Annotated in this window: 27 protein-coding genes; 8 read left to right on the top strand and 19 right to left on the bottom strand. The window is 57.6% G+C overall.

Annotated features, from left to right (window positions below; all coding sequences use genetic code 11):
- Positions 1–164: 164 nt before the first annotated feature.
- Positions 165–1,595, bottom strand: a complete 1,431-nt coding sequence (locus ETAA8_RS29640; RefSeq protein ID WP_145097518.1) for a VWA domain-containing protein — start codon at positions 1,593–1,595, stop codon at positions 165–167.
- 261 nt (positions 1,596–1,856) lie between these two features.
- On the opposite strand from ETAA8_RS29640, the gene ETAA8_RS29635 reads away from it, so the two are divergent.
- Positions 1,857–2,525 (top strand): hypothetical protein, encoded by a 669-nt coding sequence (locus tag ETAA8_RS29635; RefSeq protein ID WP_145097516.1) that lies wholly within the window; start codon positions 1,857–1,859, stop codon positions 2,523–2,525.
- 18 nt (positions 2,526–2,543) lie between these two features.
- On the opposite strand, the gene ETAA8_RS29630 is transcribed toward ETAA8_RS29635, so the two are convergent.
- Positions 2,544–3,806 carry a sialidase family protein gene (locus tag ETAA8_RS29630; protein WP_145097513.1) on the bottom strand — a complete coding sequence of 421 codons (1,263 nt, stop codon included), beginning with the start codon at positions 3,804–3,806 and terminating at the stop codon, positions 2,544–2,546.
- Positions 3,807–4,063: 257 nt separating this feature from the next.
- Between ETAA8_RS29630 and ETAA8_RS29625 the strand changes: the two genes are divergently transcribed.
- From ETAA8_RS29625 to ETAA8_RS29615, 3 genes are all read left to right on the top strand, one after another.
- Positions 4,064–5,542: a lipopolysaccharide biosynthesis protein gene (locus tag ETAA8_RS29625; RefSeq protein WP_202921342.1), complete on the top strand. Its 1,479-nt coding sequence runs from the start codon at positions 4,064–4,066 to the stop codon at positions 5,540–5,542.
- Positions 5,539–6,453 carry a glycosyltransferase family 2 protein gene (locus tag ETAA8_RS29620; protein WP_145097507.1) on the top strand — a complete coding sequence of 305 codons (915 nt, stop codon included), beginning with the start codon at positions 5,539–5,541 and terminating at the stop codon, positions 6,451–6,453. The genes ETAA8_RS29625 and ETAA8_RS29620 overlap by 4 nt, the downstream gene beginning before the upstream one ends.
- A gap of 428 nt (positions 6,454–6,881) precedes the next feature.
- Positions 6,882–8,393 (top strand): SH3 domain-containing protein, encoded by a 1,512-nt coding sequence (locus ETAA8_RS29615; RefSeq protein ID WP_145097504.1) that lies wholly within the window; start codon positions 6,882–6,884, stop codon positions 8,391–8,393.
- Between the two features lie 110 nt (positions 8,394–8,503).
- Here the strand turns inward: ETAA8_RS29615 and ETAA8_RS29610 are convergent, their stop codons facing one another.
- The 13 genes from ETAA8_RS29610 to ETAA8_RS29550 form a co-directional block, all read right to left on the bottom strand.
- A complete protein-coding gene (locus ETAA8_RS29610; protein WP_145097501.1) occupies positions 8,504–9,661 on the bottom strand; it encodes a type II secretion system F family protein in 1,158 nt (385 codons plus the stop codon).
- A gap of 63 nt (positions 9,662–9,724) precedes the next feature.
- Entirely contained in the window at positions 9,725–10,618 is an 894-nt protein-coding gene (locus ETAA8_RS29605; protein WP_145097498.1) for a type II secretion system F family protein, read from the bottom strand.
- A complete protein-coding gene (locus tag ETAA8_RS29600) occupies positions 10,615–12,039 on the bottom strand; it encodes a CpaF family protein (RefSeq protein WP_145097495.1) in 1,425 nt (474 codons plus the stop codon). The genes ETAA8_RS29605 and ETAA8_RS29600 overlap by 4 nt, the downstream gene beginning before the upstream one ends.
- A gap of 38 nt (positions 12,040–12,077) precedes the next feature.
- Positions 12,078–13,343, bottom strand: a complete 1,266-nt coding sequence (locus ETAA8_RS29595; RefSeq protein WP_145097492.1) for a hypothetical protein — start codon at positions 13,341–13,343, stop codon at positions 12,078–12,080.
- 79 nt (positions 13,344–13,422) lie between these two features.
- The gene (gene cpaB, locus ETAA8_RS29590) at positions 13,423–14,451 is read right to left on the bottom strand and encodes a Flp pilus assembly protein CpaB (protein ID WP_145097489.1); all 1,029 of its coding nucleotides are present in this window, start codon (positions 14,449–14,451) and stop codon (positions 13,423–13,425) included.
- A gap of 49 nt (positions 14,452–14,500) precedes the next feature.
- A complete protein-coding gene (locus tag ETAA8_RS29585; RefSeq protein WP_145097485.1) occupies positions 14,501–15,016 on the bottom strand; it encodes a TadE family protein in 516 nt (171 codons plus the stop codon).
- Positions 15,017–15,136: 120 nt separating this feature from the next.
- Positions 15,137–15,673 carry an A24 family peptidase gene (locus tag ETAA8_RS29580; RefSeq protein ID WP_145097482.1) on the bottom strand — a complete coding sequence of 179 codons (537 nt, stop codon included), beginning with the start codon at positions 15,671–15,673 and terminating at the stop codon, positions 15,137–15,139.
- A gap of 191 nt (positions 15,674–15,864) precedes the next feature.
- On the bottom strand, positions 15,865–16,200 hold the full coding sequence (locus ETAA8_RS35035) for a hypothetical protein (RefSeq protein ID WP_202921341.1): 336 nt from the start codon (positions 16,198–16,200) through the stop codon (positions 15,865–15,867).
- A 63-nt stretch (positions 16,201–16,263) separates the two neighbouring features.
- Entirely contained in the window at positions 16,264–16,620 is a 357-nt protein-coding gene (locus ETAA8_RS35480; RefSeq protein ID WP_238397613.1) for a hypothetical protein, read from the bottom strand.
- Between the two features lie 139 nt (positions 16,621–16,759).
- Entirely contained in the window at positions 16,760–17,131 is a 372-nt protein-coding gene (locus tag ETAA8_RS29565; protein ID WP_238397612.1) for a hypothetical protein, read from the bottom strand.
- 129 nt (positions 17,132–17,260) lie between these two features.
- The gene (locus ETAA8_RS29560; RefSeq protein ID WP_145097479.1) at positions 17,261–17,629 is read right to left on the bottom strand and encodes a Flp family type IVb pilin; all 369 of its coding nucleotides are present in this window, start codon (positions 17,627–17,629) and stop codon (positions 17,261–17,263) included.
- Between the two features lie 124 nt (positions 17,630–17,753).
- The gene (locus tag ETAA8_RS29555; protein WP_145097476.1) at positions 17,754–18,086 is read right to left on the bottom strand and encodes a Flp family type IVb pilin; all 333 of its coding nucleotides are present in this window, start codon (positions 18,084–18,086) and stop codon (positions 17,754–17,756) included.
- A gap of 870 nt (positions 18,087–18,956) precedes the next feature.
- The gene (locus ETAA8_RS29550; protein WP_145097473.1) at positions 18,957–19,358 is read right to left on the bottom strand and encodes a Flp family type IVb pilin; all 402 of its coding nucleotides are present in this window, start codon (positions 19,356–19,358) and stop codon (positions 18,957–18,959) included.
- Positions 19,359–19,967: 609 nt separating this feature from the next.
- Between ETAA8_RS29550 and ETAA8_RS29545 the strand changes: the two genes are divergently transcribed.
- From ETAA8_RS29545 to ETAA8_RS29530, 4 genes are all read left to right on the top strand, one after another.
- The gene (locus tag ETAA8_RS29545; RefSeq protein WP_145097470.1) at positions 19,968–20,921 is read left to right on the top strand and encodes a DUF1559 family PulG-like putative transporter; all 954 of its coding nucleotides are present in this window, start codon (positions 19,968–19,970) and stop codon (positions 20,919–20,921) included.
- Positions 20,922–20,953: 32 nt separating this feature from the next.
- Positions 20,954–21,382, top strand: coding sequence for a hypothetical protein (locus ETAA8_RS29540; RefSeq protein WP_145097467.1), 429 nt, complete (start codon positions 20,954–20,956; stop codon positions 21,380–21,382).
- 290 nt (positions 21,383–21,672) lie between these two features.
- On the top strand, positions 21,673–22,623 hold the full coding sequence (locus tag ETAA8_RS29535; protein ID WP_145097464.1) for a DUF1559 family PulG-like putative transporter: 951 nt from the start codon (positions 21,673–21,675) through the stop codon (positions 22,621–22,623).
- A 57-nt stretch (positions 22,624–22,680) separates the two neighbouring features.
- On the top strand, positions 22,681–23,115 hold the full coding sequence (locus ETAA8_RS29530; protein ID WP_145097461.1) for a hypothetical protein: 435 nt from the start codon (positions 22,681–22,683) through the stop codon (positions 23,113–23,115).
- A 32-nt stretch (positions 23,116–23,147) separates the two neighbouring features.
- On the opposite strand, the gene ETAA8_RS29525 is transcribed toward ETAA8_RS29530, so the two are convergent.
- The 4 genes from ETAA8_RS29525 to ETAA8_RS29510 all read right to left on the bottom strand — a co-directional run bounded on the left by ETAA8_RS29525 (position 23,148) and on the right by ETAA8_RS29510 (position 26,515).
- Positions 23,148–24,407 carry a PQQ-like beta-propeller repeat protein gene (locus ETAA8_RS29525; protein WP_145097458.1) on the bottom strand — a complete coding sequence of 420 codons (1,260 nt, stop codon included), beginning with the start codon at positions 24,405–24,407 and terminating at the stop codon, positions 23,148–23,150.
- 137 nt (positions 24,408–24,544) lie between these two features.
- On the bottom strand, positions 24,545–25,348 hold the full coding sequence (locus ETAA8_RS29520) for a rhomboid family intramembrane serine protease (protein WP_145097455.1): 804 nt from the start codon (positions 25,346–25,348) through the stop codon (positions 24,545–24,547).
- A 135-nt stretch (positions 25,349–25,483) separates the two neighbouring features.
- Entirely contained in the window at positions 25,484–26,059 is a 576-nt protein-coding gene (locus ETAA8_RS29515; RefSeq protein WP_145097451.1) for a DUF4256 domain-containing protein, read from the bottom strand.
- A 246-nt stretch (positions 26,060–26,305) separates the two neighbouring features.
- A complete protein-coding gene (locus ETAA8_RS29510) occupies positions 26,306–26,515 on the bottom strand; it encodes a hypothetical protein (RefSeq protein WP_145097448.1) in 210 nt (69 codons plus the stop codon).
- Position 26,516: the final 1 nt, after the last annotated feature.

The raw sequence follows: 26,516 nt of genomic DNA, 5'->3' as shown, positions 1-26,516 counted from the left end.
CCCCTGCCGGGAGTTATCTTCGCACGCAGCCGCAGAAGAAACAAGTTCGGAGTTTGAATTCGGGGATCGGCGCGGTCAGGGTCAATCAAACGACGAAAAAAGCCCTCGCTTCACCAGGAAACGAGGGCTTCAGTGTGTTTCAACTGCAAACGCGTCACAGGTGCTTACTGCACCAGCTTCAGCGGGCGGTCGGCGGCAACTTGAGAAAAGACTTGCTCGAGTTGTTCCTGAACTTGCGAGATGGGCTGGCCACCGGGAACGACAAACGCTGCACCGCCGGTGATATCGGCCACTTCTTGCATCAGGTCGACGTCGGCTCCGGCACCCACCGTGATGGTGACTACGGGAATCTTCGCAGCAGCACAGAGAGCCGCTTCGTCGCGCACCTTTTGCTTGTCGGTCGAGGTATTGCCGGTCGGCAGGTTTGCTTCACCGTCGGTCATGAGCACGAGCAACTTCGAGACGCCAACACGGGAATTGTTCTGCAGTTCCAAGCGACCCTTGGTCATGCCGGCAGAAATGTTCGTGCTGCCCACATAATGCCCGGCCTGGCGGCCTTGCACTTTGTCGGAAACAAGCGTGTAGGTCTTCGTGAGGGCCTGTTCCAGTTTCGCCGTGTTATCGGAGGCGGTGTAGAGCGAGAAGGCCACACGATCGTCGGTGCTATTCTCGGAGAGGAAGCCGAGGAATTCATCAACTGCATCTTTGAGAGCTGTGAGTGGCTGTTGGCTGGTCACATGGAAGCCAGGCGAATCGGCTGCCGAACCGAACTTCTCCATCTGAAAGTGAACCCAAGTCATGAGCCCGTACTTGCAGCGATAGCCGGCTGAGTTGATGTAGCTGTTGTCTTGCACATAGTCGATGTACTCATCCCAAGAACCATCAGGGTAGGGATAGGCGACATTAGTGAGTTTGAATTTGCTCTTCACGGATGACTTGGACGTATTGCGATCACCGTACGCGAGTGGAGTGAATGGCAATGTGCCGTACGTCGGCGAGCCGAGTTCTTGCCAGATTTGCAGCAGATTCGCTTCGATGGCCGATTTGCCAATCAGGCTCATGTTGCGGAATTGACTGTCGTAGGCCATCGAGCCCGAGTAATCGAGCACGAGCGCGATATCGCGCGGCTGATACGTGGCGATCGATTGGGCACTGGTGTTAAAGCTCTGCTTATTCAGCGCTTTGCCAAAGAACAGCGGCGTGTTACTGAGGCTAGTGTTGATCTTGATGGCGTTGGGCGTGTCACCGCCCGCAGTGAACACCTTCGTGGTGTCGTTCCACATGCCAGTGACGATCGTGGCATTCGAGGCGGTGAGCGTCTGTCCGCCGACTTTGTTCTTGCCAAGGTAAGAGGTTGCTTGCGTAACTGCCGCAGCGCTTCCGTCGACGAGCCCCGCAGCGCCTGCGAGAGCAGCAGCGTCGGTGCAGATTTGAATCTCGGTGCGAGTGACAGCCATGTAACCCACGTCGACCGAGAAGGCGATCATCGCCATCATGGTGGTCATGAGGAAGGCGGTCATCACGATGATTTTTCCGCGACGACCATGCATCGCTGCCCGGGATGCGGAACGACGAAAGACTGGCGAAGCGGACATAAATCAATCTCCCTGCAATGGACTGCCGCAGATCACGGCTGTTGCCTTGAGGCACGCAGTCGGGCAGCAAACAACTAGATGAGAAACAGAACTACGGGGATGCCGGCGTTCTATGTTGAAACCTAGTACGAAAAGGAACCGGAGGCGGGAAAAGTACAAAAAGCAAGCTAGATTTTCTCAAGGTCGCTGGGGATCAACCCGAGCTTTAGCCGCCGCCGGGTACAGTTATTCCGTTTGTATGATTTTGAAGGACTTCCGCCGATGACAACTCGTGTCTGCCAACTGTCTCGCCAACAATTTGTTGCCGCTTTGTTCGTCGTCGGGACCAGCTGTCTGCTCAATACACCAGTGTTCGGGCAAGCCAAGCCGCAACCTGCCCAGCGCAAGGGGACGCAGGTTTCGACGAAAGAGAACCAACCGAAGAAGCTAACGGCCGCCGAGATCGGCAGCGCGGTCGAACAACAATTGCGGCGCAATACCTTTTATTCGCCTGGCTTCCTGATCACCCGCAGCGATGCGGAGTCTGTGTTCCGCATGCTTGAAGAGAAAGGTCTCGAGCTTCCCGACGATCGCGAGGCGCTCTACGAAGATCTACTTTCCGATACTTCGCCCCTGGCCAAGATCCTGAAGACACCCGATGGCCGCGCGTTCATGAGAAAGTTGGTCGGCGATCCGACTGCCTACGATCGACTGGAGCGGCTCTCGTGGACGCGAGACGGCCGCTATGTCGTTGATAAGATGGTGCGCGCGAAGGACGGCGCTACTCGGCTCAAGCAACTGCAAACGAAGGACGATGTCGCCAAGTTTTCGAAGACTTTGGCAACTGACCCTCGCACTCGCGATTTCGCGCTCCCCACTGGGCGCATTCACACCGCAGAAGCGCTGACCGAACGCCTGACAGAACTACTCACCGAGCGTGATGCCGAATAGTCGTCACGATCGCGCGAGCTATTCCTGTGGAAGTTGATCTTTGCCATCGGTGAGCCATTGCAGGCTCACACGGGCAATCGTGAGTTTGGGTGACTTGCTGTTGGGGGCTTCGTCAGGCGTTGTTCGCTCATAAAAGCAAATCAACGTTCCGTCTCGGGCGATGGCCATGTCGCTGTAGCCACTGGGTCCTGCTTCCAGCGTCTTGTTCACCGGCCAGGTTGCGCCCTCGTCGTAACTGAGTTTGAGCGAGACGTTCTTTCGATCTCGTCCTTGACCGGGCTTGGCATTCGCTCGCTCCAGGTTGTGCGGGTTCGAGAACACAATGCGGTTTTTATCGCTCTCTTTGGTGGTCGTCCAGCGCACCAGGTTGGCCATGCAAATCGGTTCCAACAACTGGTCATGGAACTTCGGCTCACTCCAACCAGTGCTGCCATCGGGACTGATCGAAACCGCGCGGCGATGTTCGGGCGACTCACTCCGACTGTTAATCATCACGCGGCCATCGGCCAACTGCAGCAGAATCGACTCGTTCGGATTCACGAGGGGCTTCGTTTCGCCAGCGATGACGTCTCCCATTTGCCAGGTCTTGCCCTCATCGTCGCTATAGATGGTGCTGATGATCGAGGGCCGATGAGCGTGACCACCCTTGCCCGTCGAGAGCCAGACCGGCGCGAGCAGGCGGCCGTTCTCCAGGCGAATGCCGTGCCCCGGACCAACGGCCAAAGCTTGCCAGGCGTAACTCGGCGTGAGTTTGTTGACCGCGGCCGTCAACTCGAGCGGCTTGCTGAAGGTGAAGCCATCGTCTTCGCTACGAACGTAGAACAAGCGGTTGTATTCGACACAGTACAGAAAGTGCACGATGTACGGACGCGGGTCGGCAATGGCGATCGGGTTGTTGAGCGTGATTTCCCCTTCCCTGCCGAGCTTTTGCGCCACAGCTGCTGGGTTACGTTCGAACTTCCCCTCCAGTTCGACGAGCTTCTTCATCGGTGTCCACGTTAGGCCATTGTCGGTACTGCGACGGGCAACCAAGTCGATGTGTCCCCAATCTCCCTTGGCACTACGGCGCGCTTCGCAATAGGCGAGCAGGGTTCCGTTGCCCGTGCGGATGATTCCCGGAATGCGAAACAGTTCGTAGCCTTCCTTCCCCCCCGTAAACAAATCGATCTTCGTGGGCTCGGCGATCGGTTCTGCTGCTTGCGCGGGCGCGAATGACGCGGCCAGCAGACCGAGGATGGCGAGCAAGGGAGCGTGAATTCGTGGACAAAGTGAACTGCACATGGGCAAATCTCGGGAAGAGGCGCAAACCAAGGAAAACGTTCTGACCGGCATCAAAATAACATGCCCGGCGAATGGTACCAGTCCTGCGGCCCGTACCAATTGTGAGGAGGAATTCCCGCAAATGACTTTCCCTGGGAGGGAGAGGCGAAACGTTCAACTATCGAATGGAAGGCCGAGGACTATACTGGAGAGCTCAAGTTATTCTTGTCTGTAAGACGCGGATTTCGCCGCCGAATGCGGACTTACTTGAGTTTCTGATGGACGCAACTTCACAACTCCCGTCGAACGATCTTGCGGCGCTTGCCGCTGTGCGGGAATGCGCGGATGTTGACGAAGGCCAAGCCGTTACGAACGACGTCGCGGTGCTCCCTCTCTCGCATTCCGTGTTGTGGGTTGTCTTGGCCCGCGCTTGGAGTGTCGCTTCGACTGCGGCGCTCGCGTTCTTGCTGCCCAAGCTCTTCAGCGATTCCGTCTGCGGCGAAGTGCTGCTGATCATCAACCTGATTGGCCTGGCGGCGATGGTCGCTTCGTTTGGCCTTCCCGAAGCCATGATTCGGCTCGTGGCGGAGCGTTTGGCCCATCAGCGCTTGGCCTCGATTCGGCCGCTCATTGCCCGCTGCGGGCAGTTGTTGTTCTGTACGACTCTGGTCGTGGCAACGGCAGTGTCGATTTACTTCTGGGTGCATGGCTTCGATTTCTTTCATTTGCCGCGCAACCCACTCCTTAGTTTGGCAATCGCCACCGCCATCGTTGTGCTCTCCTGGCAACTGGTGGGCGTGGCGATCTTGCGCGGCCTGCACGAAGTGCGATGGTCGAATCTGCTTAGTGGCGGCCAATCGGGTGGTCCCATCGCGGTAACGGCGTTCATGCTCGTTCTCGCGCTAGTGTTCCTCTGGCAATCGACGCTGCTGACGAGCACCTATGTCGCAATCCTGCTGCTGCACGCGATTCTCTTCACTGGCGGGCTGACGGCGTGGCGCTTGTGGAAAACGATGCCTGCGCCCGGAACTGCCGGACTGCTTGCCAGCATGTCTGCCGAGCACGTTCCCTCTTTCCGCGATCTGGCTGCCGACGCGCTGCCGATTGCCCTTTCGCAAATCGCGGCCTTTTGCACACTCTCGGCCGATCTGTGGGTGGCGGGCAGGTTTCTCGGCACCGACGATGTTGCCTTTTATGGCAGCGCCAAGCGCTTGGTCCTACTCGTGGGGATTCCGGAGCAATTAGCGCTGCTGGCGATCATCGCCAACATTCCCGATCTTTACTCGCGGGGCAAACTGGCTGAACTACAGCACCTCGTGCGGAAGATGACAACACTTGCTGCCATTCCCGCACTCATCGCTTGCCTGGGACTGCTTCTGGTTCCCGAACAGATTTTGTCGATTGCCTTTAAGCCGCACTACAAAGTGGCGGCCAGTGCTTTGATGATTCTCACCTTGGGGCAACTCTCCGCCAATTTGCTGGGCCCCTGCGGCTATATGTTGCTGATGACAGGGCACCGCTGGAGCGTGCTATTGATTACATCTCTGTGCGGCAGTGCCGCGATTATCGCTGGTGCCTATGGAGCCGCTTATGGCGGCTTGATGGGCCTGGCCATTGCCGCCGCGAGTTGCACCGCAGCGCAAGTTATCTTGGAATGGCTGGCGGCCGGTTACTTCGTTGGCGTGTGGTGTCATGCCTCGCCGTGGGCACTGACCGCAAAAGGCATGGCCTTCGCAACTGAGGAAAAAGTTTCGTGAAGTTTTCGCTCGTTGTTCCCACCATCGGTCGCCCTGCCGAGTTGCAGCGGTTCATCGACCACTTGCACTTGCAAGGCGGAGACCGGGTCGACCTGCGCGAATTGGAACTGATTGTCGTCGATCAGAGTGGCAAGCGCGACACTGGCGAACTACTGGCTCAGCAACAGGCTGAGTTCACGATTCGGCATTTGCCGATGACGGGACGAGGTGCCTCGCGTGCGCGCAACTACGGTTGGAGTTTCGCGCAGGGAGAGTTCATTACTTTTCCCGATGACGACTCGCACTATCCGGCTGGCTTCCTGGAGCGTGTACTGCACTGCTTTGACGACCCAGAGGTTACCGCCATCTCGGCAACGGTCGAGTTCATGGGCAAGGCAGATGCCAAAGCCGGTCGCATCACTCGCCAAAACGTTCTGCACCGCTGCATAGAAGCGGCGCTGTTCGCTCGCCGCGCTCCCTTGGGAGATCTGCGTTACGACGAACGGATGGGTGTGGGCTGCGAAACTCCGTGGAACTCCGACGAAGGGCCCGACCTGCTGCTGCGGATGATGGAGCGAGGGTTGAGGCTTGAGTATCACCCCGAGTTGGTCATTCATCATCCCAATCCCATGCAAACGCTGGACGAACAATTGCAGCAGCGGAATTTCAAGTATTGCCGGGGACGGGGATACTTGTTTCGCAAGCACCATTTTCCGCCCATGGCCGTGGCGATGAATTTATGCCGCTCGCTGGGTGGCAGCCTGATCATGGCCTTGCGACTTCGGCCCTATTGGTCGCGCTATTACTGGAATGCTTTCGTTGGCAAATGCCAGGGATTCATGGGTGGCAAGGCTGCTCCGCCGCAGTTGCTCACCTCCCCACTTTCTTCGCTGAATACTCCGGCTGAAGTCGAAAATTCGCTAGCAGAGTAAGAATTCTTGATCTTGCTAACCGTTCACGCTGTTACACGTAGGGTGTGGCCGAGGTCGCTTCGATGGTCTTGGCTATGACAAATGAGTTTCCCGCGACGAGGCCCACCAAGGTGGTTGGGAACGGTGGAGGTCTCGCGTTCCGCGAAAGCGCCAAACAAGTTAGGTGGCGAGCATGTGCTTCCAACCGGTCACCGCCAGCGCTTTCGCGGCCAGAACGGTCGCATCAGCTGCCTTCCCTCTTGGTGGGCCTCTTCGCGGCTGAATCCTGCGAGATTGGGAAGCCGATAGCGCGATTCGGCCCACTCTACTGGCCAGCATGGATGGTTACTGATCTTGCTCGCAGGGACTCGGTTCGCTACAAGCCGCAGTGATTCGCCACGTTTGAGTTTCGTGGTTGAAGCACCTGTTCTTGTTGCGTGAGTCCGCCCATGCGCGATTACCTGCTGATTGCCACCATCGTTTTGGCTGGAATGAGTGGCGCTGCGCGAGTGGCTGCTGCTGCCGAAGACTATCCCTACACGGCCTATGTCTCGGTGCCACAGACAAACGTCCATAGTGGTCCCTCGCGAAATTTTTATCCCACGGACGAACTGTTCGAGGGGGATCAGGTCGAAGTCTATCGCCGCGAAGGGAGCAGTTGGTTGGGGATTCGTCCCCCCACTGGCAGCTTCAGTTGGGTGCCCGCTGACACGGTCGAAGAAACCGACGATGAAGGAATTCATCGCGTGCTGATCGAAACGCAGTCGTGGATCGGCACCTTGTTTCCGTCCGTGCGCGAACACAAATACCAGGTCAAATTGCGCCCGGGCGAGTTGATTGAAGTGATCGGCCAAAAGACGGTGCAATCGACCGAGGGAAACGAAACCTGGTTAAAAATCGCGCCCCCCGCGGGCGAGTTTCGCTGGATTCACGTTAGCCAAGTCTCACGCACGCCGCCGCGCGAAGCAGAGCCGGCAGCCCTGACAAGTACGAAACGCGATCTGCCCGAGCTGCAGAGGGCGATTGGAACCGGCGTGAATCGCGCCAAGGATTCGTTGACGGCACTTGCCGCGGCCACTGAGCGGCCGATCAAACCGGCCCAACACGCGATTATCCTCACCGACCTGACGCCCCCGGTGAACGATCACATCGCCTTGCACGATGCCAAGAAGAGCGAGCGCGAAGATGTTCGTCCTGCTCAACATCAGCAGACAATCGATCTTTCTCGCAGCAATGCAATCGCCCCTGATGGTTTTGTGCCGCGCAAGCCGCGCAGGATTGATAACACCGCCGGTGTACCGGCTCCCTCTACCGAACTGCGCATGGCCAGTAGCGAACGCCTGCAAAATAGCATTCACGAGACGCCACGCGTTCAGTCTCAGCCGAATCAAGCCAGTTCAGGCCCCGCACGAACGACGACCGTGCAACCACTCACGCTCAGTAATCAGCCTGCGTTCGATAGTGCCAATGCCAGCGAGAAGTTGACGCAACTCGATCTGGAATTGTCGCTGCGAATTGCTCAGCCGCGCGAAACGTGGAATCTCGAACCGATCCGTGTGCAAGCGCAAAAGATTGTCGACGGCGGTCAGACTCCGCAAGAGCGTGGGCAAGCGCGACTGCTGCTGGAGAAGATTCGAAAGTTCGAAGAGACGTTCGACTTGCCCAACGATCCACTGATAGCAGCGACGCGCGGCGGTGCCGCTTCGGCCGCCGATGCCCGCTACGATGGCGTGGGGATGTTGCAGCCAGTGATCAGTCGCGATGGGCAGACCAAGATTGCTCCCTATGCGATTGTCGACGCCGATGGAAACCCAGTGGCTTTTGTCACGCCGGGCCCGGGCATGAATCTGCGCCGCTACGAGAACAAGCCCGTCGGCATCTATGGCAAGCGCGGCATGGTCGAGGCCATCCGCAAACCGCATCTCGTAGCCGAGCGCGTGATTGATCTCAGTCAGCGATAGGTGGACAAACGCTTCGTCAAGAAACCGAGAGCTGTCCCCCCAAATTCCTTCGCAGGCTTTCGAGGGGACAGCGGGTTGAACTAGGCTGAGGTCAGACGTATAGCTGACCATTACTCTTCTTGGGTCACGTACGGATTCGCAGACCGATAATTAAACTGTTCGCCCTGCCGTCGTTGGGGCCGTCGGAAACGCTCTTGAAACAACGGACTATTCGTTGGCATGGCGATCCGACCTGGATCGGTATCGACATTCTGGTCGAGGGCATTCAGCGTATCGACAATGGCCGTCGTTCCCATCCGGTTATTGTTCACGAGGGGATTGCTGGTGTTGCTGGGGTCGAAGAATTCGTCCAGTTCCATGAAGGCCGGGCTCATCAGGATGATGAGCGCTGCCGGGGCGAAGCAGAAGAGTAGCGGAAAGGTGAGGAATACCGGGAGCCGATTCGCTTGCAGGTTCGCGAGATTCTTGCGGGTCGAACGGAGGTGATCGGCCTGCGCGAGTAGTGAGCCACTCATGCTCGAACCGAGTTGATCGCCGCGGGAAAGGAGGGTTGCCACTTGCCGCACATCGGGACTGTCAATTCGATTCGCCCAGTCGGTGAGAGCCATCCGCATGCTTCCCAGATCGGACTGGCGTCGCATGATTTGCAGCTCTTCGGAGAGTGCGGGGTACGAGGTGAGGTTCTTCGAAACATGATCGAGACTTTGCGACAAGGGCATACCGCCACCCAAGCACATGCCGAGCATATCGAGCATGTCGGCCAGGCCCGCATTGATTTGCGCCAGACGACTCGAGCGGCGAAAGTAAACCCACAAACGCGGCACGATCGACAGGATCGCGGCGATGATGCCGCCGCCAATCAGAATTCGCCAGGTATGTTCTGGCGGTGAGAAAACGACGAGGATTCCCGCACAAATCAGCGGGAAGACCAGGAACAGAAACCGGTAGGCATAAATGCTGGCGCGAGCGGTGGGGCTGTACAAACCCGCTTGCCGCAACATCTGGCCGAACTCGACTCGTTCCTTTTCGGATTCCGGAATCTGGCCGGCCAAGGCGTCTGTTAAAGAACCGAAGACGCCGCCATTGCCGCGCCGGCGAATTGCAGCGGGAGATTCCGGCGGTTGTTCCGGTCGCTTACGCTTGAGCAGGAGGCGCACGATCACGGGAATGGCAAGCAGGAAGCAGCCAATCACCAGCCACGACGAGGGACTCTGCAGCCACTCGGGTGCGTTCTGATCGGCCAGCCAGGTTTGAATGTTTTCGATCATTGCGAGTCCGTGATTTCTTCTGGTGTGCCCGAAACGCCTCAACCTGCGTGCGAGTGAAACCGGTTAGTAGCTCGTGCGGAGGATTCGCCACACCCAAATGGCACCGACAATTTGCAAGCCAACAGCGGTGGCGAGCAGCCAGGGGCCTTTGGGGTTCGACAGAAAGCGGTCGACGTATCCACGGTCCATCCAGCTGAGTGCAATCAGGGCCACAATGGTGCAAACGACCATGCCGATTGCCGACAGCCGGCCACCGGCGGTCACGGCCATCAAGTGGCTGCGAACTTCCTGGCGATCGCGGGCTGCTTTACTCATGCGTTCGCTGAGGAGGGAAAGATTTCCACCCGCGCGGCGATGCACGACAACTGCTGTCGTAAAAATGCGAAACTCGGGAAGGGGAATGCGGCGGGCCATGCGCGTCATCACGCTGACCGGCGAATGACTCAATTCGAGTTGTTCGTGGGCGTATCCGAATTCGGCCCCCAGCGGTCCTTTGATTTCTTTGGAAACCATATCGCACGCTTCCGACAATGTCTGACCGCTGCGGATCGAATCGGAAACGGCCTGCAGCGCGGTGGGTAGGTGCTTTTGCATCGTGCGGAGGCGAAAGAATCGCAGCACGGCAAAGTACAACAACCCGAGCGTGACGCCCAGAATCATGCCCCCCGCAGCACCGAGAAAGTTTTCGAACAGCACCAGCGGAATGCCGAGCCCGGCAATGCCACAGCCCACCACAATCAGCATGGCAGAGGTTGCATCAATGGCGACTCCCGACTGCTCAACGAGTCGAAAGAACCAGCCATCGATGCCACCTTCGGGCTCTTCGGCTTGGAATTCAAGGCGAGCCCGACTCGTTTGCGGCTTGGCGAACAGGTCGCGCAGGAAAAATCCGAGTGCAGCGAGCGCGGTCGAAACCGACGCGAAGGTAATGGTGACAATTGCCAGTTGTGCGGTCATGCCAGGTTCTCCTGCAACGCGAGGGCTTGGGCCCCTTCGGCGCTGCTCATCGGTCCAATGGCTGAGTCAGCTGTCAGTTTGCGAGCGGTGAAGAGCCGCTCGTTCAAGTCGATGCCCGTTTCGGCCAGGCGGCGGGCAAAGTTGGGTTTGTTTCCGGTGGCATAGAAGTGTCCGCGGGCGATGCCCCGCTCGTCGACGCCCGTTTGCTGAAAGCCGAACAAGTCCTGCACGGTGTATTCGCCATTCTCGAGCGCGGTGATTTCCGAAACCTTCATCACGCGGCGGGCACCACCCTTGAGGCGTGCCAGGTGCACGACGACGGTGATTGCCGAGGCGATGTAACGGCGGACAACATTCACCGGCAGGTCGAAGCCACTCATGCTCACCATCACTTCGAGCCGTGAGAGGGCATCGCGCGTGTCGTTGGCGTGAATCGTGGTCAGCGAACCTTCGTGACCCGTGTTCATCGCTTGCAACATGTCGAGCGCTTCGCCACCACGAACTTCGCCCAGGATGATCCGGTCGGGACGCATGCGGAGAGCATTGCGAACCAGGTCGCGCTGGGTGACTTCGGAGGCACCTTCGGGACTCTTGGGGCGAGTCTCGAGTTTGACGACGTGTTTTCGCTGCAGATTGAGTTCTGCCGAGTCTTCGATGGTTACCAGCCGTTCGTTTGCGGGGATGTAACGCGAGAGGATGTTCAGCATAGTCGTTTTACCGCTGCCGGTACCGCCGCTGATCATCAGGTTGATGCGGCCTTCGATGGCCGCTTCGAGCACGGCCATGATTTCGGGACAGACCGAACCGCGGACCAGGACATCGTTAATTTGCAGCGGGCGATGGCCGAAGCGGCGAATGGAAAGGACCGGGCCGCCGAGTGCGAGGGGCGGGATGATCGCATTCACGCGCGAACCATCAGCCAAGCGCGCGTCGACCATCGGCGAATGTTCGTCGATGCGGCGACCAACGCGAGCGGCCACACGTTGAATGATCTGCAACAGGTGGTCGTTGTCGGCGAAGACGGTGTTGGTCTCTTGCAGGCGTCCCAAGCGTTCGACATATACTTCGCTCGGGCCGTTGACGAGGATGTCGGTGACGTCGGGATCTTGCATGTACGTTTCGAGTGGGCCGAGGCCGAACGATTCGGCAATCAGTTCTTCGACCAGGCGATCTTCGTCGATGGCTGGCAGCTTGCGCGAGCGCGCTCGCAGCATGCCTTCGGCCAGATGGCGGATGTCTTCGCGCAGCTCTTCTTCGGTCAGGCCGGCGATTCGCGACAGGTCGAGCGAGTCGAGCAGTTCGCGATGAATGCCTGTCTTGATCCGCTGGAAATCTGCTTCCGCGTTTTCGACGTGCAAGATCGGCTCGGCAGGAATGACGCCGCTCTTCTCTCCGGTATGCCGGGTCGATTTCAGAAACATTCGGGCAGCTCCTTCGGGCGAATCAGCGTTTAGCTGGCTTAGCGTGTCAATCGGATTTTGTGGATGTACAGGTTTTCAGGAACGGTCGGGTTCGGATCAGGAATGATCGGTACCGGAAATTGAAATTGGGTTTCGACCGTGCTGTGGACGATGAATGCAGGCTGCAAGCGAACTCGCAGCCGTGGATTGCTGGCGAAGAGGGCCGCGTCGGCACTAAGGATGCGGGCACCGACAAATCCCACAATCTCGAGTCGGTCTGCATAGGCACCGGTGTAAACGGGAAATGCCCGCCGGGGATTGTTGCTCGCCGCAACCGTGTTGAAGGCAGCGGCAATGGTTTCCGCCACATCCATCGATGGGCTCGTTTGCGTGGCATTCACCCGGAGAGGCTGTGCCAAGACCAACGGCCCGAACTGGCCACTGGTGTTTACATCTGTGGGCCCGATGCCGTCTGTCACCTGGCCAGCAAGGGCTGAGGCAGTCAGGGGAGCGTCGTCGTTCAACCCGACAAGGGCACAAGTGGCCGTTCCCGCACCAGCGGTGTTAAGTAGCGTGAAGTCGAACTCGATACGGAAATCTTTTATTGAATCGTCGAGTGCGCCTTTGGGTCGCTGAACGAACCAGGCATCGGCATCTACGGCGAGGGGAGCGAGAGGAGCGTTGACGGTGAGTGTGGGGCGAAAACCAACGACGCGGCTATCGAGCGTGGCGTACGACGAACTTGTGATTTGGGCCTGCTCCGGCGCACCAAAGCCGCGGAGAATCGTTTTCACCGGGTTCGGACTACTTAATTCACCACCACGGAAGACTTCGACGACTAGTGTGTTGTAAGGCTGGTTATTCCCAGGCATCGTGGTGTAATTGCTGGGCCCGACGGGTGCTGCGGCATTCTCGATGCGGGCACCAATCACATTCACTTGCGACGGCAATGGTCGCAGCGAAGGACCGGCCGCCGCATTGTTCAGCGCCAGAAAGCTGGTGCCACCGACCTTCACATCGTTGTTGGCTTCGGTCAGATCGTCGGCTTGTGTGGCCGGGAAGTTATAGGTGTCGCGCAGCACGGCCTCATCGAGGAGCCTGCTGACCGACGTGAGCGCGAGGTTGTCGGTGAGCTGCAACGTGCGGCGGCTGACGAGGACCAGATAGGTCCAGTTCACCACCAGCATCAACGTGACAATGCCGATCACAATCAGCATGATCGAAAACAGTGTCACATAGCCCCGGCGCAGCTTTCGCCCGGCCCGCCCCGTCCGCAGAGCGGACGAGCGTGTGGCTCGCATCGGCGAAGTGGTGGGTGTGCTCATAGCTGCGATCGGACCAGTTGCGACAGACTAAAAAGGAACAGTTGTCGACCGTGTGCAGTCGGGCGCACGGTCGCGAGTGCTACTCGGCGGGAACAGCGGCGTAATCTGCTTCGTATTGAACAGCGCCGCGGACGGGTTCTTTCACACCACTGTGGGTAGAGCTCGTCTTGAATGGATCGGCGGCCGCGGGTGGAGGTTCGACTGCCTTTGTGTTGGTGTTCACGTCGCGAACGTCACGAACGCGATCGCCCGACATCTCCAGCACTCGCATGCTGCCACCGGACCACTTTTCCACGGTGTACTTCCTGGGTGGGACAACCTGGACCGGCGGCGGAATGTCGGCCAGACCCAGCAGTTGGCGGCGCGTGATGCTGTCGTTGGCATCGAGAGGAGGTTGCTGGAGGTCGGCAGCTGCCACCAGATTAACCTTCAGTGTGCCCGTGCGCTGAGCCACGATCAGTTTGTTGGCATCGGCGGGGCTCACGGCGAAAGTCAGGTTGCTTTCCATTTGATCTTGTGAGCGACGGACTCCGCGAATCGTTGGCCGGCTAGCGATTGCATCGACGACGAGGACATTCCGCATGAGCGTGCGCGTGGTCACTTCGCCCAGGTCGGGATGCGTACCTTCGACGGTTAGTGAAATATCGACATGGTCACCTTCCGCGAGACGTTTACCGCCAGCTTCTGGATCTTGTACCGAAACCGTGACCGCTCGCATGCCCGGCGGCAAGCGCTCGGCCAAGTTTGGTAAGCCCTCGCCAATGCCGAGCAGATATTCGTCGCGAATGGCCTGGCCGGCTTTGATCGTTACCTTCGAGATTCGGCCTTCGATCTGGCTGACGTCGGGCACTGTGCCGGTGGCCGCCTTGGCTGTGCGGGGAACGAACGTGGTGTACAAATCGCCGGCGAGGATTCGGCTGTTCTTCGTGATGTTGGCCTTCGCGAAGACCACGCGCACGCCAGGATCGACCGGCGCGGGTACGACGACCGGCGGCGGCTGAACCACCACCGGCTTGTTCAAAGCCTGCTTCACGATGTAGGCGGCCACAAGGCCGAGGACGACGGCCATTAAGCCAAACGTCACTGTTGCGGGACTAATACGCTTCACGTCAAAATCTCCTCACCACTTCGAGTGCCGTAAATTCCGAAAAGTAGGGTTATTCCTTGCGAGTCACAAAGGTTGTTGTCAATTCTTTATTCGCAATGCTAATACCGAACTGCCGAAGCAAATCCGGTGCCGCATCGTCCATAAAGACGTTCACGGAGACGCTCACAAGGGAACCTGAAGGAGCATTCGCCAGCCGATTGTTGGCTCCTTCGTCCGGCAGGAAGCCGGCGTTGTCGTTGTAGTCGACGTGAATGACGACCTCTTCCATGCCGTTCCAAACGTAACCATCGAGTGCCGTGCTCACGGCCGCTTCGACACTGGCTCGCGAAGAACTGGGCAAAGCTGCATTGCGGCTGCCGATGCTGGCCGCGGCACCTACGCCTTGCGAAGCCATGAGCAGAATGCCGAACTCAACCGTAGCGACCAGCACGATCAGCAGGATCGGCAGCGCCAGAACCAATTCGAGCGCGAGCACGGCTCCGCGCCGAGCGGCAGAGGCAATCCCGCGTCGAGCGGCAGTCTGCTTAGCGCGAGCGACGAGTGCGGATTTTCCGAACAACTTCATCGTGGGTACTCAATGTCGGTGGTTCTACGGAAGTGATGATGCGTCATGTCAACGTTTGGCAACACTTTGTCGCTGGGAAGCAACAAGAGACTATCCGCGTCCTCAAATTCTGCTCAGAAGTTAGTGTGTTTGACTACGAAGCAACATCCAGGCCAAAACCAACCACGTACCCATGGCGACGGGGATAACAAACGGCAGGAAGCGTTTCGGTTTCTTGGCTTTTCCCGGACCGGTGGACGTGCCACCGCTTGCGCCGGCGGTCAAATATTGTCGCTGGGTCGCCGAGACTCCGCTGGTGATCACGCTGCTGAGCATCAGGGCCATTGCCATGGTCGAGGCGAAGCAGGTTCCCAGCGCGAAAGCGACAAGGATGTAGAGCGGTCCGAGCCAGGCTCCCAAGGCGGCCAGCAGCTTGACGTCGCCCATGCCGCCACCACCCAGGATCCAAGGGAGCAGCAACAAGACAAAGCCGACGGCAAAACCGGCGAGTGCAGTCAACGGGCCGAAGCCGCCCGGAGCAAAGGAGTGGTAGGCCAGGCCCAGAATCGCGGCCGGCACCGTTAGCCAATTCGGAATCTTGCGAGTGCGGTAATCGGTCACCGCAGCAGCGGTAACAAAACCAGCGACCAGCGCAACGTAATCGTAACCCACGATCATCGGCAGCCTGCCTCTCTCGGACGGAAGTGAGCACGTGCGCAACGGTGCGAACGTGAAATCTCGACTTTAACTCTACGTCTTACTAAAGAGGTTGCAGCTTCTTGCCGCTTCCTCGTTAGTATGTTGCCCTTTGGCAACTCTCACTCCCAGAAATCCAACAGTTCAAGCCTTACAGTCACTACGATCCAACTTTAGGACTCGTTATCCCAAAGTGGTGGCACTCCCACGTCAGCGAAATTTCGATCGCAGTCGATAACGGTCACTCGCACGTCGGTGTAGACCGACGCATCGAGAACGCCGGGAATGCCGGCGAATGAGTAGCTTTGGTCGATCGAAAGCAGCGCTTGGGCGGTGTCACCCAGTTCATCGATAATGGCATCGCGAGCGCCCGCCAGGCCGCCGACAATGCCGAACACAACAATCACACCCAGCAGGCTCCACTCAAACGAGAGAACCCCATCTTCTTCTTGCCACAACAGCCGCACTGTCTTGAGCATGGCAGCCTTAAGCATCGCAGTCTTGAACATCACAGCATCTCCGATCCGACAGCCTGAAACTGATTCCCGAGTACCCTGCTTGCCGAGTGGCGATCAGGACTCGATGTCGGAAGAAGGACTTGCCACGGTGTTTTGACCCAGCGGTTGGCTCACACGGCCACAGTCGGTGTAGGCGTTGTCGACTCCGTTAACTTCTGCAAATACGCTGGCGTTCGTTGTGAATTCCGGTGGTCCCACGCCATCGAAATTAACGACCAGCGCGGCCAATGAAAAGCTTTGATCGATGCCTTGGGCAGCTTCGGCCACGTCCCCCAGTTCGTCGATGATTGCATCGCGTGCGCCAGCCAGTCCACTGACAATGCCAATGGTCACCAGGGTGACGAGGAGCGTCCACTCGAACGAGAGAACGCCGTCTTGCTCGACCCACATCTGCTTCAAGGTGCTGTTCATGGTGCGCTTCTTTTCCCTCGTCATGAAGTGCGTCGGCCGTGGCGGCAGACGCTGCGGTAGGATCAAAAAATCGACAAGCGGCTTTCTCAATCGCTCGTATGGTTCGCCGCCGCCTTCATGGCTGGCGGTGAATAGGTTCTTAGACGCCTTCGTCTGGTTCATCAAGCAAAAGTTCAGGATTGTTGAGTCCCTGGTTTTCGAACGGTGGATCAAGCAAGCCACGCAATGTTCGATCGCAATCGGTGTACTCCAGGAAATCGGTGAAGGCCGAATCGCTGGACCCCGAGGTTGTCGTGGCGGTATGAACAATAACGGCTAGTGGGAAGTCGATCACATACGATTGATCGAGCGCCATCATCGCCTGGGCCGCATCGCCTAGTTCATCGATGATAGCATCACGAGCGCCAGCGACGCCGCTGACAATGCCGATGGTGAGCAGGGTAACGAGGAGAACCCATTCGAACGACAAGACGCCATCGTCTTCGTTCCACATTCGCGAGAACATTTGCATGATTGAACTACCTTCGACACAGAGGGGGAGTGCGAATTTGGCTTTGCCAGTCCCAGCAAGTTGTTCCAAATTCAGCGTAGGTATTGAGTGAACGTTGTTGAATTGAGTATTCGATGGTTGCCCGGAAAATTAGGATTCGATGTCCGATACGGGCCGAGGGAGTTGACCGACCGGGCCGGTGACTCGACTGCAATCCGTATAGAAGAAAGAATCCAAGAATCCGCTGTCGCTCGCGCCGCCAATATCCACCACAACATCGGGGTCACCGTCAACTGCGGGTGGATAAATGAACGTGAACGCTAAGGGGAGGTCGATTTCATAGGTTCCGTCCAAGGCCTGCATGGCCTGGGCGACATCGCCCAACTCGTCAATCACCGCATCACGGGCAGCTGCCAGACCGCTGACAATGCCAATGCACAGCAACGTGAGGAGGACTGCCCACTCGAACGAGAGGACGCCGTCTTCTTCGTGCCACCAGAGAGTCGCGATGCGAGTCATGATTGAGCCTGCAATTACCAGTACACCAGAGACAAGTTGCCAACCTTCAACACGAAGTTGAAGGTCAACACAAACTCGCCCGACCTCTCAGGATCGGGCAAGTTCGCATTTGATTTTCGACAGCTTACGACTCAATGTCCGAAACCGGACCCTGACCCGTCGTGGAAGTTACACGCGCACAGTCGGTGTAGAACAGGAAGTCGGTGAAGGCCGAATCACTGGCACCCGAGGTCGTCGTCGAAGTGTGAACGATGACGGCCAACGGGAAGTCGATTACGTACGACTGATCCAACGCCAACATTGCCTGAGCCACGTCGCCCAGTTCGTCGATGATCGCATCGCGAGCACCGGCGAGACCGCTGACGATACCGATCGTGAGCAAAGTCACGAGCAGTACCCATTCGAAGGAGAGGACGCCGTCCTCCTCCTTCCAAACACGAGCCAAAACATTCTTCATCCCAAACTCCTTGTACCAGGAACACGGAAAACACGTGTGGAACCGTTCAACACAGAACTGTTCCGTCGGCGCTTGTTGTGCCCGAAGCGCCGACTTTCTCGTGCCGAGTTGCTTTGCACTCTTCATGCCACGCGTAAGAAGGTTCTCAGTAATTTTTTCTCGACAGTGACTTAGCTGTTATGCCGATTGGGCTTAGAGAAACGTAGTGCGTTGCCCCGCCACTTGGTGAGTGACGCGTGGATGTTGTGGTTACGAAACATGACGTGCGCGATGCGCGAAGCACAATGTTTACGTGCGGCAACATATGTTTCAAAAAGAGAGCACGAATGCGCGTGCCAAAAATGGTCAGCAGCTGCGCGGTGGAGTACGCAGCAAAGAGGCCAGAGGGCCATAAAAAAACTCCGCTGCTGAGCGAACTCAGCAGCGGAGCGTGCTTTCCGTGAATCTGTCGCCGCGTCGATCCTTTCCTCCTGGTACAGAAGAAAGGTGAGTTTGGGATCAGGCCTGGCGGGGGGCACTCCCACCAGGCTTGATTTGGCGGACGTTCAGATCACGAATCTCTGGCATAACAAGGAGTCGAAACATTCGGCCGGAGCGTGGGCACACACTCGCGGCAGTCACAACGAGTTTGGGAAGCGGTGTTGGCGAAACTGTGCCGAGCCCAGTCTGGGCTACTCAGCCACTGAAAACTCTACTTTACATCTCGCGCGAATTGCCGCTTCACCGGTTTCAATCCGCGTCTGCACTTCACTTGTATCGGTTAAGCCGATTGTGCGGCCGGCGTTCACTCCCTGTATCAGAGAGTGAACATGGTTCATCTGGTTCAATCCGTCGTTTGTGGCCGCGGTTGAACCAAGATCGTCCCAGACATTAGAGGGCGTCTTCGTATTCCACTGGATCGACCGGTCCAGCTGGTCCGGTGGCTTTCAGACCGCCGGCCTTCCAGTTGAACTCCTGCACCTTGATACCGCCCCGTGCGCAGTCGGTGTAACGCGCTGCGTCGATAAAGCGCGAGCTGCTGGCAGCAGTGGGGTAGTTGCCAAAGCCGTAATAGGTCGTGTGCACGCCAATCACCAGCGGAGCGTCGATGAAGTACGACTGATCGAGGCTCAACATGGCCTGCGAAACGTCGCCGAATTCATCGATCGTGCTGTCTCGAACCGCCGTGACCCCCGAGACCACGCCGACCGTCAACAGCGACGTCAACAACGTCCATTCAAACGACAGCACGCCGTCCGTCTCGTGCCACATCTTCCACAATAAATTCTTCACGGACTCACTCCTTCGCTCATGCTGCTCGCCGCTAACTCCGACAGGAAACAATCCAGCCGGCACTTCGCGACTCATCAGGGAATTCTGCTTCTTCGTGTTAACCGGCGTTACCGGCATGTTCACTATCATTGGCAGAATCTGTACCAAAAGCAAAACACGCGCGAAGAATTCTTGTCAAAGTGCTCGTAAATTGAAACAACGTAAAGAGATAACAGCATTTTGAAGCGTTCAAACTGCGAAGCAAAGTGTTCAGCCGATGTTAAGCGTTCTTAGCGCTCGAAGGCGAATGGCTGAACAAAATGTTCAGAATCGTGAACATCTGCCCCTCAAGAGCTTGCGAGAACGGTGAAGACGTTTCAGATACTGCTTGAATCGTTACGAAACGAAAGCGCCAGAGCGCTAAGACGCGATGTTCAGAGAATTAAACCGCTCCGTTGGGGGTGTGGCGGGATTTGACTCCCCCTAGGTTCAGCGGTTTTCGATTCGAACGGCGGGAAGCCGCAGGCAAATTTTGCGAATTCACGCCTAGGCAATCAGGCGGTCGCTTGGATAACCTGAAATCACTCTCCCAAGGCTTGGTTCTTTTGCTGTCTGTCGGGAGAGGTTCTTATGAGGCGTTTGCTAGGTTCTTCAACTAGCTGCTGTTTCCGCCGCTCGCAACCTGGTTTCACACTTGTGGAACTGCTCGTGGTAATCGCCATTATTGGTGTCCTGGTCGCACTCTTATTGCCTGCCGTGCAAAGTGCCCGCGAAGCGGCGCGCCGGACGCAGTGTGGCAATCAACTCAAGCAAGTGGCCCTGGCCATTCACAACCACAACGACTCGATTCTTTCCCTGCCGCCGACTTGTGCGCCCTGTGCGAATCCCGCGGTGGCAACCTGCTACACGCCGAACGACAGTCCCTTCGGCAAGCACAACTACACGGCCTATCACTTCATTTTTCCGTACATGGAGCAGAGCAATCTCGCCAGTAAATTCGACATCACCACGTATGGCGGCGGGCAATATCCCACCGTTATCCGTGGGTTGATTTGCCCTTCCGACAACACTCACAAATCGGGCAAGTGCCTGACGCCCTATGGAGGTGCCACCAGTTGGGGCATCACCAATTATGGTGTGAACAACTACGTGTTTGGCGATGTAGCCAAGGGCAAAACCTTCTCGATGGACAGGCAGGATATGGGCCGAATTGTGACCGATGGCCTGTCAAACACGATCTTTCTCGCCGAGATGTATGGGACGTGTGGCAACACCGGTTCAGTGACGATTGCCCACGGCAGCCTGTGGTCCGATTCGAACAGTACCTGGAGACCTGCGTTCAACTTGGGAGCCAGCAAAGGTGGCAGCGCGGTGACGACCTTTCCACCTTCGCCGAAGTTTCAGATCACTCCCCATTACTACAACAACTGTTTTTCAGAAACTCCCCAAGGAATTCATCCCACAATCATCATGGTGGCATGCGGCGATGGCAGTGTGCGCGCTTTGTCGGGTAGCATGAGCGATCTGACCTGGCAGCGCGCCGTTGATCCCCGCGAGGGCGAACTGCTCGGCAATGATTGGTAACCAAAGCAATCACAGGCGGAGCAGTTCACACCATGTATTCGAGACTAGCCATTTGTGTCGTACTCACTTGGACAACGACGATTTTCAGCGGCTGCGGCAATGGCGTCGCACAACCAGAATTTGCCACCTTGCATCCTGTCAGCGGCAAGCTGGTTCGCGCCGGTGCGCCCGTGGCTGGCGGATCGCTGCGATTTGTGCCTCTGTCCGACCAGCCCGAGTTCAACTTCAACAGCATTGTGGAAGAGGATGGAAGTTTCCGACTAACAACCGTTCGCACGACCGATACTCGCGGCGAGCGGCGGCCTGGCGCTCCAGCGGGCGAGTACTCAGTGATTTATTACCCCGTGGTCGTCGACCAGACTGTTAGCAACAGCGAACCAGTGACACTGCCGCAGACCGTAACCATCGAAGCCAACGACAACCAAATCAAGCTCGAACTGCCAGTCGACAAACCAACGTAAACCCGCCGCAACGCGAAAAAATAGGAACGGATTGCCAACGAATATCGTCCAAGGTGTTAAGCCATAAGTATGCAATAACGTAAAATATAGTTATCCAGGCCGTTCGTAACGGACCAGCTGGCCTGGAGTGTTTCCCCCCGCCCGTCAGTCGAAGTCGATCTCTCAGAACGGATAGAGTCGCCTTCAAACCACTACCGCCAATATCGGCTGCTGCGCGCTACGCAAGTGCCAGCGGCTCTCGCCGAACAACCTCTCCATTTTTGATTCGTCCTTTTTTCTGGAGAGGTCCTATGTTGTTGTTTTCAAGTCGTCGTGCTGATCAGCGGGGCAGTCAATCGCGTGGTGCTTTCACGCTAGTCGAACTGCTGGTCGTGATTGCCATTATTGGCGTGCTGGTCGCGTTGCTGTTGCCGGCCGTGCAAGCTGCCCGCGAAGCGGCGCGCCGCACACAGTGCAGCAATCAGGCGAAGCAAATTATTCTGTCGATTCACAATCTGAACGACTCGATTCTGTCGTTGCCCCCGGCTTCAGCCCCTTGCGCGACTGGCGCTGCCAGCTGCTGGACTCCGGTCGATTCTCCGTTTGGTGCGCACAACTACACGGTGTTCCACCACATGTTTCCCTACATCGAACAGACGGCACTTGCTGCGGTTTGCTCGCCGACGTTGACCGGCGGCGGACCCTACAACATGCCGCTGAAGTTTCTGATCTGCCCCAGCGACAACTCGCATCAGCAGGGCATGGCTCGCACGACGTCGGGCGGTGCGAATGCGTGGGCCATCGCCTGTTACGCGCCGAACAACTATGTGTTTGGCGACCCTGACAACAACCGGACCTATTCGATCGATCGGCGCGATATGGGACGCGTGATCCCGGACGGTTTGTCGAACACCGTGTTTTTTGCCGAAGTATCCGCCACTTGCGGATCCTCCGGTAGCCTGACAACCGCACAAGCCACGCTGTGGGCCGATGCCAACGGCACCTGGCGGCCAGGCTTCAATTACGCAGCTGGCAAAAGTGGCGCGGGTCTCTCGAACTATCCGCCGGCAGCGAAATTTCAAATTACGCCGCACTACTTCAACAATTGCAACTACCTGGTGCCGCAAGGAAATCACCCGGGCGTAATGGTTGCTGCGATCGGCGATGGAAGTGTGCGGAACTTATCGGGAACCATGTCCGATTTGACGTGGCAACGCATCTGCGACCCGCGCGAAGGCGAGGTTCTCGACAGCGATTGGTAAGGGGTGGATGGTCGCGTCAGTTGATGTTTCACGTCGAGAATGAGGAATTAGAAAAAGATGAACGCTGGGAATTGGCAGTCGGTGACGAAGTGTGGCGTGTTGCTGGTACTGGTCGGGATCTGCGTGGGCTGTGGAACGAGTCAGCCCTCGTTTGAGCCACTCAAGCCCGCGTCTGGCAAAGTGATGCAAGGTGGCAAGCCGCTGGCCGGCGGAGTTGTGCGGTTCATGCCCGTGCCCGATCGAGCGGAGTTTATCATCAACAGCCTGGTCGACGAAAACGGCCAGTTCGCGCTGACGACAGTCCGCACGACCGATACTCACGGAGAACGACGTGAAGGTGCGCCAATCGGCACCTACAAGGTGGAGTACGCGCCGCTGGTGGTCGACCAAACGGTCGCCAATCAGGAGCCAGTGATTCTGCCGGCTCAAGTGACGATTGAAGAGAACGACAATACGTTTTTGCTGGACGTACCGCCGGCGCGCAGGAGGTAAGGCACGATTCAAAAACCGAAGGTGTGCGGAAGTTAATTTTTCCGCACGTCCAAACAAACGATCTCTTTGTCATCGCGCAAATAAAGCAAACCGCCGGCAAGGGCCGGTGCTTGTCGCGTGCTGCCGAGGACTTCCATTCGACCAAGTTCTTCGTACTTCTCGGGCGCTGCACGGGCGATCACCAGTTCGCCGTTCATCGTCGAGATGAAGAGCTTGCCGTCAGCGGCAATCATGTTCCCTTTGCCAAAGCGAGTCTGTTGCCAGACCCGCTCGCCGGAGGCGGCATTGATGCACGTTAAGTGCGAGATGGGCCCGGCACCACCGACGTTATCGAAACCATAGAGGTGATCGCCGAGCAGAATCGCTGTTTGCCATTCCGTCCGCAGCACGCTTTGGGGACCTTGCGAAGCCCAGACTTCGCTGGCCTCAAAGCCCGCATTGGTTCCCTTCAAAGCGAGGAGCGCACTGCCGTGATTCTCGCCAGCGGAGACGAAAACTTGCCCCTTATAAGCGACCGGCGTGGCAATGTTGCAGGCAAAATCGGTCTCGTAGGGAAAGCGCCAGCCTTGCGCGCCGGTTTCGGGATTTAGTCCCAGCACTGCATCGCCGGTGAAGACAACGATTTGATTCTTGCCGCCGACATTCAGGAGCGCTGGCGAAGAATAGCCCGCGGGACCGCGACCGACTTTCCAAGCCAGCGCGCCAGTCTCTTTATTGAAGGCTGCTACCGCTTCTTTCGCAGTCCCTGCAGTGACGACGACATGGTCCCCCACCACCAGTGGCGAGCAGGCCATGCCATACTCGGCCTGCGGCGAGTCCAGTTCGCGGAGCGTATCTTTCGACCACAACTGTTTGCCAGTGACGAAGTCGACGGCGATTAACAGGCCTTCGCCGGTGAAAGCAAAGACCCGCTGGCCATCGATTGTGGGTGTCGCGCGAGTGCCGTTGCCCATCGCGTTGCGAAAGGCCGGCGCAAGTTCCGTGAGCCACAGCTCTTTGCCGTCAGCAGACGAGAGCGCAATCAGTTGTTGCTTGCCCGCCCGTTCAATCACCGTCAGCACGCGGCCGCGACTGATCGCCAGTCCGCTCATGCCCACGCCCCCCGGTTGCCGCCAAACGACCTGGGGGCCACTTGCAGGCCAGGCATCGAGCAGGCCGGTCTCGGCCGAAATGCCGTTGCGCTGCGGGCCGAGAAACTGTGGCCATTCGGCTGTGGGCTCAGCACCACGACTGGTGACCGCAAGCAGACCGCTGAGAAGAATGACGAGCAGCCCGACGGGAGAAGCCTTCATCGCAGAACTCCTTTGCATTGGTGGGATAGGCTGCCAGCCTGTCGTGTTTCTTTTCGTTCACAGGCTGGAAGCCTATGCCACGTACCATCACAGGCTAGAAGCCTATGCCACGTATAAGTGCGTAACAAGCGGCCGGGTTAGCGGTAGTAGTCGCCGCGCGGCTTGCCATAGCTGGTGGGGCGCTGCGTGTCGGTCAGCGGTTTGTTCTCGGGAAGTCCCAAGGTGAACAACTTCACCAGGGCAGCTCCGGCAATGAAGCCGCCGATATGCGCGCCGTAAGCGACGCCATCGCCACTGCCGCCGAGCACCTGCAAACTGCTAACAATCTGAAAACCAAACCACAGGCCCACGGCCACATAGCCGGGCACCTGGGTGATGAAGCGAAACAACAGCACCGTCACTTGCCGGTGCGGATGAAGCATCAGATAGCCACCCATCACGCCCGAGATCGCGCCCGACGCGCCCAAGCTGGGAATCAGCGACGATGGTCCGGAAGCACTCACCAGCACGTGCGTCAGCGAAGCGACAAGCCCGGTGAGTAGATAAAACAGCAGGTAACGAAAGCGGCCGAGATCGTTCTCGATGTTGTCGCCAAAGATCCACAGGAACCACATGTTCCCGGCGATATGCGCCAAGCTGCCGTGCATGAACATCGACGTTAGCAGGGTGAGATAGACCGACCCCGGCGTTTTCTTCAGCCCGGGGATTTTCACTTGCACCGGACCTTCGGCGGTCTGAAACGTCTTCACCTCGTCTGCCGACACCTGGTCTTTGCCGGTGATAATCTCGCGCGGCACGGTCGAAAACGCCATCGTGAACGATTCGTTCGCGCCCATTCCCTGCAGCACCACGAACACAAAAATGTTCACGGCAATGAGGCTGACATTCACCCACGGAAATATGAGACGGTCGCGATTGTCGTCACTAAGGGGAAAGACCATTGGCGAAAGAGCTCGTTGTGCGGTTATGGGTGGCAATAGCGCCAGGCCGCATTCTATGCGATTCCCTCGCCCATAGGTCAGTTACCTCGTAACTTACTCTGGTCTCTCTTCCCGTGTGCCTTTCCTCACCGGAACTTAGACCCTTAACAAACCGCGGAACGCCCTGGCGCCATAATACGACTGCGCGCCGTTGTGATACATGAATACCTGGCCATAGCGACGGTCACAGAAGATCGCGCCGCCCAGTTTGCGAATCTCGGCCGGCGTCTTCACCCAGCTCGACGTTTTCAGATCGAACTTGCCCAGTTTCTGCAACTCGCGATACTCCTCTTCGGTGAGCAACTCAATGCCCATGGCAGCTGCCATATCGATCGCGGTATTTTCCGGTCGATGTTCTTTCCTTGATTCCAGCCCTGCGCGGTCGTAACAAACACTGCGGCGGCCCTCGGGGCTTTCTGCGGAGCAATCCATGAAAATGAACTCGCCCGTCTTCTTGTCGTGACCAACAACATCCGGTTCTCCGCCGGTTCGTTCCATTTCGTGCAGCGACCACAACTTGTCGGGACTTGCTTCCAGCTTGGCCAGCACCTGGTCCCACTCCAGAGCTTTGTGCCGGCTCATGTTCTCCTCAAAACGGGCTTCTAAGGCTTTGAGTAGCTCCACATGTTGGTCTGGCGACAATTTCTTTTTGTTGCTGTTTGCTTTAGCCATGGTTCTGTTTTGCCTTGATTGAATATCGTTGCCGGAGCACCGCTGCTGGATTCTGACGATTCACGCTGCCAGGGTGAGTTTCCTCAGTAGCCCGACGCGTTAGCGAGGGAGCAAAGCGGATTTCGCGTTCCGCTGCGAGGAATGGTTGAACTTGATTCCCCCTCGCTGACGCGTCGGGCTATGAAGTGGCATTTCTACCCGCAACCCGCACCTCAATTCCAACGTGAACAGTTGCGCCGCCCGGTGTCAGGCCGCTTTTTTCCAGATCAGTCGTTCCACCACATGCCCTTTCCACATCCACAGTCCTGTCAGCAGCAGCACCGGCACGAAGACATATTGAAACATGTAGCGGTACGGTTCGGTCTCCGCAGGGGGGCCATAGACGAAGCCGATCAGCGGCAAGCCGAAGAGAATGTGAGTCCAGCGAAGGATCGAGCGTTTGGTGTTTTGGTTCATG

The organism is Anatilimnocola aggregata (assembly GCF_007747655.1).
GTDB lineage: Bacteria > Planctomycetota > Planctomycetia > Pirellulales > Pirellulaceae > Anatilimnocola > Anatilimnocola aggregata.
Note: the sequence above shows the minus strand (reverse complement) of the source record. Positions and strands in the feature narration are given on the sequence as shown.